The sequence below is a fragment of the Variovorax sp. GrIS 2.14 genome, assembly GCF_046115955.1.
Classification (GTDB): domain Bacteria; phylum Pseudomonadota; class Gammaproteobacteria; order Burkholderiales; family Burkholderiaceae_C; genus Variovorax.
This window is the reverse complement of record NZ_JBJXIA010000010.1, coordinates 201,661-211,339: the sequence shown is the minus strand read 5'-3', so window position 1 is coordinate 211,339 and position 9,679 is coordinate 201,661. Positions and strand designations below refer to the sequence as shown.

The window sequence follows — 9,679 nt, the reverse complement described above, 5'->3', positions numbered from 1 at the left end:
CTGCTCAAATAAACAGCAGGGTAGGTTGAACACCTGGCTCACTTTTAATTCGGCGCTACCCGCATAACTGGCTCATTTTCCGGTCGGCGCCAACAGGTCGTGGTTATCGAGATCAACCGGCCGAATCGTTCTCGTCGACGCAGCCGAGGCAAGAGCGATCCGACCGATGCAGAGAGTGCCGCACGCGCGGTTCTAGCCGCCGATGCGACCGGCGTTCCAAAGGCTCAGAGCGGGATGGCTGAGGCCCTGCGGACGCTGAGCGTTGCACGTCGCAGCGCCGTCAAAGCCAAGACGCAGGCCGTGAATCAACTTCGAGCTTGACTCGTCAGAGCGCCTTCATCTATTCGAGGCGCACTGCTGAAGGTCAACACGGCGCACTGTGTCGCAACCTGCGCAATCCTTCCGGAGGACGATGAGAGGAACCTCGTCCTGGCCAGCTTGAAGATGACGTTGAGGCTACTGGCGCGACGCTGGAATGCGCTGCACGAGGAACTGCACGAACTCGACAAGCAGCTCACCCGCTTGACGAAGCTGGCCGCCCCCAGAATTCTGGGTCGCTTCGGCGTCGGGCCTCAGACCGCGGCGACATTGCTCATCACGGCCGGGGATAACCCGACCCGATTGCGCAACGAGGCCGCGCTCGCTGCGCTATGCGGCGTCAGTCCCCTTGAGGCGTCTTCCGGAAAGACGAGCCGTCATCGGCTCAATCGAGGTGGGCAGAGGCAGGCCAACAACGCCCTGTGGACCATCGCCATGGTCCGAATGAGGAGCGATGCGCGCACCCTGAAATACGTCGCCAGACGCACCGCCGAGGGCCTATCGAAAAAGGAGATCCATCGCTGCCTCAAGCGCTACATCGTGCGTGAGTTGTACCCGCTGATTCTGGCTGACCTGGCCGACTCCGCACGTCCCGCTTGACATAGGAGCGTCAACGCTTGCAGCGAGACGTTGTTCGGGTCGTTGAAGGTGGAGCGGCTGCATGGGCAGCACTTCAAGAGCCGGCGCGAGGCCAAGGACGAAGCCATCGACTGGCTGCTCTGGTACAACCGAGCCCGACTGCACTCGACGCTGGCCTACGTCAGCCCGATGCAGTTCGAGCAGGACTGGCTTGCCAATCAATCAACGCAGGTCAATTCATGAACTCGGCTATGGGGTACGGATTCCAGGGGCAAGGTCAATCCGCCTCAAGCGTTCTGCACGCTTTGTCTGCGCAAGCAAGCAGTGAGCGTCATTTATGGTGGATGGGTCGAATGCGCTCTTCACCGCTTGACCGATGTCGCAAGCGCCGAGCCGCTCGGGCCATGAGGCTTCGATGACGCGTTTCGAGCGAAAAGCGCCGGGCGCTACGACAACGCCAAGTTTAAAAATTGATAGTCTCTGAGCGCTCTAGCTCTTCGCGTCATCTGTCGCAGATTGTCTCGGGCGTTGGGAGCCTTATTCCAAACAAATCCTTCGGCTTCATATAGACCCGTCATCGTGTTCAACGTCGCTCGCCCTAGCCGCTCCGCAAGCTCGCCGCCCGTCACCCCCTCGTCGATACCGTCTAAGAGCATGAGGTAGTCGTTGTAGGAGTCACCGTTTCTGCGAGCATTTAACTCTTCGCAAATACCTGCAGCCTTTAGGTCTTCCAAATGCTCTGCCGCACATTTTTCGACTAGTTCCAACTGTGGCCCCAGCGGGAGGGCCAGCGCAAGCTTGAAAACAACGTCGGTAGGGCTAAGGGCAACAATCACCTTACTCCCTCGAGAAAAGTGTTGACCATTTTTTCCCTGGTAGCCAAAGGATCCGTCTACTTTTTGCTTGGGTCGTGCCTCACGTTTGCTGTGGTACACACGCCGGGCATCGGGAATCGTAAACGTCTGCAGCCGAAAACCATCAGGATTCGTCGCACCTTCATGCGTCTTTTCAGGAGCTTCGATCTTCGATAGTCCGAATCCTCGCCCAATCGAAGGCCGAAAAATATTCTCATCAACATTGCTTGCCGGCAATGTTGGATCTACCCACGTTTCAAGGGCGTAACTCTCAAGATTGCATTCGTCGAGAAGCGTTACGACGCTGCGGCTTCTTGCCTCGGGGATTAGCAGTTCAAGCATTTCTCCAACGGACCAGTCGAATGCAAGTTCTAGCACCCGATCAGCCATTTCGTGATCGTCATCCCAATCACACATCGGATCGAAAGGCGCGAAGAAAGCACGGTATGGCAGATTTGGGTCGATTTCCGAAAGCGCTAAGACGCGGTCCGCTGTGCCTTGTAGCGATCCCTGTTGCTCGGATGTGACGCTCGTTGCAAGGGCAAACGCGTCTCGATAGACATGATTTCTGCGTAAGAACTCCCATGCCCAATACTGGTTGCTTTCAGATTTCATTACGTGACTATCCCAGAACACGTGGGACTGAGCATCGTCGCAGTTGACGATGCGTTTTCACGTCACACCTACGTCACATTTGTGCAAAAAAATGCCCAAACTTCGCGGCTTTGGTCAAACGTTCGAGAACGCTAAGTCATTGTATTGATTGAACTTTTTGTTTTTCTGAAGCGCTCTATTGCGGTTACATCGGATTCGTAATGAGAAGGTCGGGTGTTCGATTCATCTCTCCGGCACCACAAATACGCGAGAAACCGCGATAGTGATCGCTAACCTTTAAACGGGTACTAGTAAATTCACAAGAGAGCGTTTTTTTCGTTTTCTTAAAGCCTCCGCAAGGAGGCTTTTTCTTTGATCAATGGCCGAGCTTATTCCTGGCGTCTTGCATCAAGATTTTCAGCACCATCGGGCACCCATAGCCGCTTGATGCTCATCGACTAGCAGAGCTGGCACGCGTTGGCCGCGAAGCACGACGATATCCGCTCTGGGCGACCAGAAATTGACGCTACGGACGCGGCGTCAGACCCAATCAGATCGGCACGCGGTAGCCAAAGAATTCGTGGTCTTCGTTGTAGCCGCCTTGGCCCGCGCCGAGATCGGCGAAATCGTGCACGAGCTCGATGGCCGCGATCCACTTGACCATCTTGAAGCCGACCTCGTTTTCGCAGCGCAGCCGAAGCGGTGCGCCATGCAGCACGCTGACCGGGGCGCCGTTCATTTCGTAGGCGAGGATCGTCAGCTCGTGGCGCATGTTCGCCAAGCTGTGTGTGTCGTAGTAACGGCCGCCGTCGCCACCGTCGGCCAACGAGTAGAGAACGACGTAGCGGGCCTCGGGTGTCGGCTTGACGAGATCGAGGATGTCGCGCACCGGCACGCCACCCCACTTGGCTACGCCCGACCAGCCCTGGATGCAGAAGTGGGTCGTGATCTGCTCTTGCTTGGGCATCGCCTTCAGCTCGGCGAAAGACAGCTCGACAGGGTTTTCGACCAGGCCGCCGATCCGCAGCCGGTAATCGGCGAATTCAGTCGCGACCAGCGCATCGAACTCGGTCGAGTTTGGCATCGTTCCGTTGGGCCAGAAGTGCGGCGAAATGTCTTGCTCGGTGAGCTGGCTCTTCGCGTCCCACGACTGGGTGGCAACACCGAACGGCCGGCTCATGAATTCGCCGATCCTTTGCACGAGCCGTGCATGGCGCAAGGTAAATGGCGAGGCCCACCACCAGGCGACAGCAACCAGCGAGATGGCAGGGACAAAGATGGCGAAGCCGCTCCACGAATTGTCGCGCACACCCGCCCACATCATGTTCAGGTTGACGCGAGCATCGGTGATGAAGACCAGCGTCACATGGGCCAGGATAAAGAGCAGGAACCACCAGAGCGCGATGAAATGGATTGAGCGGGCCTTCTGCCGGTTCAGTACGCGGCCGAACCATCCGAGCCGGTTCGAGATCGCCGGGCTTTGCATCAAGCCGGTAACGATAGACGTGGGTGCAGCTACGAATACGGTCATGAAATAAGCGAGCTGCTGCAAGCCGTTGTACCGAGTCCAACTCTCATCGACGGGAAACGTCAGTGAGAGGTATTGCAGCGCCGTCGAGACGGCGTTCGGAAAAACGCTCCATGTCGTCGGCACGATGCGCAGCCACTGGCCAGTGGTGAACAGAAGAACGTAGTAAAGGATTCCGTTGATCATCCAGAGCAGCGTCACTGAAAAGTGCCACCAGCGCGCGAGGCCTATCGAGTGACGGATGCCGGGTATACCAAGCCAGGAAGGCAAGGTGACCGAGTCGTCCTTCGCGGTCCAGATTCGACCGGTCGGTACTGCGGCCTGGAAGCGAAACCATTCGGTCCCGGGTGTGCAGTCGCGCTTCCAGTACAGCCGCGGGTGGTCGGCAAGAATTTGCACGCCGGCACGGATGATGAAAGCCATGAAAAACAGGTTGAGGAAATGCAGCAAGCGTAACCAGGCTGGGAAGCCCGTAGTAACCGGCAATGCGGAGGTCGAAATGCCCGGATAGCGCACTAAAAATTCCTGCACCACCGGGACGTGTCGCAATGCTTGAGACGCGGCCACGCCAATGACGATCAGCACGAAGACCAGCGGCAAAGCCCAAAGCGCATTCACCCAATGCCGGCCGAATCGAACCTTCGGCACGACGCCTGCCTGTGGCGGCAACCATTTCGTAAGCAGGACGCGATCATCGGCGGCGCTCAGCTTCGCGGCCAAGGGATCGTGTGTGTGCGGGATCCGGGGCGCGCCGCTCATGCCAGCTCCTTCATTTGATTGGCTGCGTACACCGAGGTATTCACTTCAGCGCGCAGGCTGCGACCGCACCAGTGCGAGTAGTGCCGAACGATCCTTGGTCGCCTGCCGGAGGCTGGCATTGCCGGAACTTGCTCTGGTCGCGCCCCCGGGAAACCTTCCCGACGCAGCGTCTCGGTCGCCATGTTGCATGCGGCGCTGCTGCCAGGGCTGATCACGGCGGCGGATTTTCCCTCGCAAAGGCAACGCCTGAGGCTATCAAGCGCGAAACGGTAAGCCTCGGCGACCTCGGCAACGAGAGCACTTCGTTGAAACATGAAGGCGTCGGTTAGAGAGGGGCAGAACGGCAAGCAACCAGACTGCGACTTCCCGGTGCTCCTGTCTGTGCGGCAGGGCACCGATCGGTCAGCGTGCACACACACAGACCATACAGATGGCCTGCTCCGCCTCGGTGTTTTTGCGCGCACAATATTGGCACTTTGCGCAGCTCCATCCAGGCGAAGCCGTCGCGCTCGGGGAGTTTGCAGCGTGGGTCGGACTGGCCCCTCGCCAGACCGGCACCGGTGGACGGGTGGCGCAGCTGGGAATCAGCAAGCGCAGCGATGCTTACCTGCGCGCGGACTACCAACAGAACGAAGACAACGGAACAAGCAGTTTGAAGGAGAGCAAGCGAACACGCGTGTGATGGGACAGACAGTTCGGCCCGGGACGGCGACACTCCGATAGGGATCAAGAGCGGAGAGCTCGATCTGCGGATGGGAAACTCGTCAGCGAAAACCATTGGGGCCAGCAGGCATGTGAGCTTGCACAACAGGCTGGATATAAGACTGCAGCCCTGCCTCCTGCATCGTCACACACACGACTTCTTGCAATCACGCTGTTGCGCACCAGATCGACAGAGCGAGCCACACGGTATTTCAGTTGCCAGATGAATGTGGCGAAGTTTTCGAGACCTGATCAATGTGCTGGATCGGCGACGGCGCTAGGCAAGGCAAAACGCACCACCGTGGGCCTGCCAAGCCTGAATGCGAGCACGGGCATGTCGTTAGCAGATAGCGCGGCTGGAATCGGCGCCGGCGAAAATCAGGCAAGTCGACGCCACGATCAACAATGCGCCGAAGCCCACCAATATGCCGATGAGTGGCAGTTGTATCGCAACCAGCAGCCCGTAGAGCCCGAGCATCAACAACGACGCCAGGCTCTCATAGAAATTTTGGGCTGCGATCGATTGGCCGGGTTGCATTAGCAGCAAGCCGCGGCTCTGCAGCATGGCATTCATTGGCACCAGCAGCAACCCGGCCAACGCTCCGATCAGCAACAGCAATCCGAAAGCGACAGTGACATCTGACGCGAACGCCATGAGCGTGACCAGTGCGCCGAGCAGCAAGCCGAGTGGCAGTGTGCGCATCGCTCGCTTCAGAGTTACGAAACGTGCCGCTCCAATGGCTCCAGCCACCATTCCGATCGCTACGGCGAGTTGCAACAAGGCGGCTCGTGAAAGGGGCAGCCCTAGTCGTTCGCCAGCCCAGCGCAACACCATGAATTGAAGTACCGCCGCCGCCGCCCAGAACAGGCTGGTGACGGCCAGCGAGGTGCGTGCTTGCCGGTCGTGCCACAGCAGGGCAAGTGCATCGACAAAACACAAAATCAGTTGGCGTGGATTTGCCAGCGCTGCGCGATTTCGGGCGTGGCTTCGCGGAATCAAGACCGTGACGATGGCGGACGCCAGGAAAATTGCAGCAATGACCGGTAACGCGCTTTGCGTCTCGACCAGCACTCCGCCCAGTGCCAGACCGGCCACGATCGATACGACCGTAGTCGCCTCGATCCAGCCATTCGCCGCAACCAGATCTTCAGGCAACAACAATTCAGGCAGGATGCCGTATTTGGCCGGTCCATAGCCGGCGGCCCCAAGGCCCACCAGCGCATAGCAAAGCAGCGGCTGTACGCCCCAAGCCAAAAGTCCGCAGCCACCGAGTTTGACCAGATTGGTGATCAGCATGACCTGGCCTTTTGGGGCGGCATCCGACACTGCTCCGGCAAAAGCCGCCAGCAACACATAAGAAGCATAGAAAGCTACGCGGAGCGCGGGTGTCATCCAGTCCGGTGCACCTCGCGAGATAAGTAGCGCAATGGCAACTGTCAGCAGTGCGTTGTCCGCGAGTGAGCTGAAAAATTGCGCCAGCAACACTGGCAGCAGCACCCGCTTTTTCACAAGGGCGCACTTGTCGTCATGTCGAAAAAGTGCCGGCGATACCTCGACGTCACGTCATCCATTCGCAGGATCAACGGCAGGTCCGCGGTATTGAACTTCACGTCGAATGCGGGAGGGCCGAGCAGACGGGCCCCGCATCTCAGATACCCTTTGATCAGTGGCGGCGCATCGCAGGGCGCGTCGCTGCGATCGCCGTCGTTTGCATCGGCAAGCGGCAAGGGAACGCGCGGCTGGACTCGCCACTGCTGCTCGACCAGATGGGTATGACACAGACGGCGCCACAGCCGGCTGGCCGTCGCGCCGTGGTCATCGAGGCCAATGCTGGCGCAACCGATCATGGTGTCCAGTCCGCGCCTGACCATGTAGTGTCCCAGCGCAGTCCACAAGGCCATGATCACGGCTCCAGAACGCCAGGCCGGATGCACACACGAGCGGCCGAGTTCCACTGCGCGACTGCGCAGCGCGTGCAACGGTGCAAGGTCGAACTCGATGTCAGTGTAGAAACCGCCGGCGCGTTCAGCGGCCATTGGCGTCAGCACGCGGTAGGTTCCGATGAGCAGCCCTGCGGCATGGTCGGAACCAACTGCACGCACCAGCAGGTGGTCGCAGTAAGGATCGAATCGATCCGCGTCGACCCCGGACGGGGTGCCTTCCGGTGGTGTGAGGCGCGCGCCCATTTCCTGTGCAAACACCAGATACCGCAGGCGCTGAGCCTCCCGAACTTCGGCTTCGGAGTCGGCCCACTGTGTGATCAAGGTGGCGTGGGTCGGCACTCGGCACTCAATTAGAAGGCGGATAGAGCCTGATCAGTCGGATCTGGCGCCGGTTGAGTCTTGCAAGTTCCAACAGGCCGATCGGCCGTGTTCCGGCATTGCGCTGCGCAGCACCAATCGCAAACAAAAGTCGCTGCTTGGCAAATATCATGCGAAACCCTTGCAGCACATCCGTGCCGGGGTCCCATGCCTCGATCGCTTCTGATCCTGCGCCGTTGATCTCCATGACAGTAAAACCACGCCCGGCAGAGAGTTCCTCCAAGTTGTCGAATCGCACGTCGAAGCGTCCGAAGTGAAATTCGGGCATGTCGCGGGCCACCGCATCGATGGCTTTCGTGAGTTGCTGCGTAATGTGCGCTGCACCGTCGCGATACAGTCCGCCGACACGAGTCGAGCCGATGGTCGCCAGACGCACCTCTTCACCAGCGCATGGCACCGCCGTCAGCGGCACGGGACATACATGTCGCGGCGAAGATCTGACCCGTTGTGCACGTGGATCCGCCGCGATCAGCTCTGCCACAGTGCTGTACCCATCCCCAGTCACACGAGGAAAATAACGCAGTGCCAAGCCGATCACGCGGCCGCGGTCACTGAGGGGATCGCGCGCATAAAAAATGCCTGCCTCGCCCTTTTGCGGCAAGTAGCGCTGAAGCACGGCGGTTTCTCCGATGGGAAATCGCGAAAGATAGGTCCTGAGCGCAGTCATGTCTTCAAGCAGCTGAACGCCATAACCACACAGCCCAAGATCCGGCTTGACCACGATCGGAAAGAACAAGCCGGCACTCTTCATTGCGATCGCCAACGACGACTCCGAGAGCGCACCGTCGTTGAACACCGCGCAGTGCGGGGCGATGACGGATCTCGCTAACGGCCCCATGCCTTTGAAGTACTCGAGCTTGCCTTCGCCGACCAGACCGCCTGCGGTGATGTTCGGATTGGCGGCCGAGGGCAGCGTAGCGCTGCCGTACCGAAACGACAGCCAGAGCCACTGCGCAACGATAGGCACGCAGATAAGCCATTTGGGCATGCGCTCGAGCAAACTGCACTCCGATGTTTCGGCGACGCGCGCATCCGCGCCGTTCGTCGGCGCATGCTCAGTGGCAATCACGCGCGTCAATTGGCCTGCTCGGACGGGCACGTGGCGACCAGGCCGACGGCCGCAACGCGGTCGATGTGCGCATAAATTGGCCGTTCGATTTCTTCGCCAAATACGTCCGGGTCGATTTCTTCGTAACGCCAATCGCAGCGGGCGGCCGTCAGCAATGGAACCATCTCAGCCAGGAAGGGGTCTTCCCCGTCGACCATGGCCACCCCGGTGTAGAAGAGCAACTGCCCGCCAGGCGCCAACCGCTGCAGCGCGGCCGCCGCGATGCGCAGCCCGAGCGCGCGACCAAGGTTTGCGCCTCCATGACGGTAGCTTCGCTGTCCTTCGTCGTCCAGGTACGGCGGGTTGCACACGATCAGGTCGAAATTACCTTCAACCGCCGACAGCGCATCGCCGAGCGCCAGCGTCACCGCGACGCCGGCAACCTCTGCATTTGCGGCGGTGAGAGCCAATGCGGCCGGATTGATGTCGTTCAGGGTCAACGTCGATGTCATCCCCGCTGCCGCCAGTGCACGCGACACCACAATGCCCCCGGCACCGCTGCCACAACCAATGTCCAATACGCGCACGAGCGTGCCACGGCGCATGCTCGCAACACGCTGACCCAGCGCCTGTCTCATGAAACGGGCAAACCGGTAGGTGTCGGGTCCAAAGAACACAGCATCAGCCCCGACAGTGGGGTAAGCCGAGTGCAGAAACAAATCGTCGTCGATGCTGGCGATTCGGAGAGTACTGCGCCAGAGCGAACCCACCTGCTGCAGCAGGCCTGCGCGGCCCATCTCGCTGAAAAGCGCCGGAGGCAGGGCTCGCGCCGAGAAGGGCGTGTTCCAACCGAAGACGTCCCGCAGGGTCTGGCCGGGATCCGCGCCGCGCTTGTCTTTCACGCGTTGATGGGTGAGTGGTGTGACCGCGGTAAAACGGTAGCCTCTGTCCGCAACCAGACGCAGCACAGCGGCT

General features: G+C 59.7%; 8 protein-coding genes and 2 pseudogenes. 4 read left to right on the top strand and 6 right to left on the bottom strand.

Features of this window, described 5'->3' with window-relative positions; all coding sequences use genetic code 11:
- The first annotated feature begins 63 nt into the window (after positions 1-63).
- The 3 genes and pseudogenes from RCH10_RS17485 to RCH10_RS17475 all read left to right on the top strand — a co-directional run.
- Positions 64-321 (top strand): transposase, encoded by a 258-nt coding sequence (locus RCH10_RS17485; protein WP_409053379.1) that lies wholly within the window; start codon positions 64-66, stop codon positions 319-321.
- A 123-nt stretch (positions 322-444) separates the two neighbouring features.
- A complete protein-coding gene (locus RCH10_RS17480) occupies positions 445-918 on the top strand; it encodes a transposase (RefSeq protein WP_409053378.1) in 474 nt (157 codons plus the stop codon).
- A 12-nt stretch (positions 919-930) separates the two neighbouring features.
- Positions 931-1,140: pseudogene (locus RCH10_RS17475) on the top strand (IS3 family transposase); the annotation flags it as partial.
- 203 nt (positions 1,141-1,343) lie between these two features.
- On the opposite strand, the gene RCH10_RS17470 reads toward RCH10_RS17475, so the two are convergent.
- Together RCH10_RS17470 and RCH10_RS17465 are read right to left on the bottom strand one after the other, a co-directional pair.
- Positions 1,344-2,366: a transcriptional regulator domain-containing protein gene (locus RCH10_RS17470; RefSeq protein WP_409053368.1), complete on the bottom strand. Its 1,023-nt coding sequence runs from the start codon at positions 2,364-2,366 to the stop codon at positions 1,344-1,346.
- A 529-nt stretch (positions 2,367-2,895) separates the two neighbouring features.
- Entirely contained in the window at positions 2,896-4,632 is a 1,737-nt protein-coding gene (locus RCH10_RS17465; RefSeq protein WP_409053367.1) for a molybdopterin-dependent oxidoreductase, read from the bottom strand.
- Positions 4,633-5,146: 514 nt separating this feature from the next.
- On the opposite strand from RCH10_RS17465, the pseudogene RCH10_RS17460 reads away from it, so the two are divergent.
- Positions 5,147-5,245 (top strand): annotated as a pseudogene (locus RCH10_RS17460) (transposase); the annotation flags it as partial.
- 429 nt (positions 5,246-5,674) lie between these two features.
- Here the strand turns inward: RCH10_RS17460 and lplT are convergent.
- From lplT to RCH10_RS17440, 4 genes are all read right to left on the bottom strand, one after another.
- Complete coding sequence (gene lplT, locus RCH10_RS17455) at positions 5,675-6,844, bottom strand: lysophospholipid transporter LplT (protein ID WP_409053366.1); 1,170 nt, start codon at positions 6,842-6,844, stop codon at positions 5,675-5,677.
- The gene (locus RCH10_RS17450; RefSeq protein ID WP_409053365.1) at positions 6,841-7,617 is read right to left on the bottom strand and encodes a GNAT family N-acetyltransferase; all 777 of its coding nucleotides are present in this window, start codon (positions 7,615-7,617) and stop codon (positions 6,841-6,843) included. Before RCH10_RS17450 ends, lplT begins: the two co-directional genes overlap by 4 nt.
- A gap of 7 nt (positions 7,618-7,624) precedes the next feature.
- On the bottom strand, positions 7,625-8,452 hold the full coding sequence (locus RCH10_RS17445) for a hypothetical protein (RefSeq protein ID WP_323495300.1): 828 nt from the start codon (positions 8,450-8,452) through the stop codon (positions 7,625-7,627).
- A gap of 278 nt (positions 8,453-8,730) precedes the next feature.
- Positions 8,731-9,672, bottom strand: coding sequence for a methyltransferase (locus RCH10_RS17440; RefSeq protein WP_409053364.1), 942 nt, complete (start codon positions 9,670-9,672; stop codon positions 8,731-8,733).
- Positions 9,673-9,679 lie beyond the last annotated feature (7 nt).

What these genes read in the sequence shown, in the direction of transcription:
- RCH10_RS17480 (WP_409053378.1), top strand. Translation starts at nt 445, where the DNA reads ATGACGTTGAGGCTACTGGCGCGACGCTGGAATGCGCTGCACGAGGAA.
- RCH10_RS17470 (WP_409053368.1), bottom strand. Translation starts at nt 2,366, where the DNA reads ATGAAATCTGAAAGCAACCAGTATTGGGCATGGGAGTTCTTACGCAGA.
- RCH10_RS17465 (WP_409053367.1), bottom strand. Translation starts at nt 4,632, where the DNA reads ATGAGCGGCGCGCCCCGGATCCCGCACACACACGATCCCTTGGCCGCG.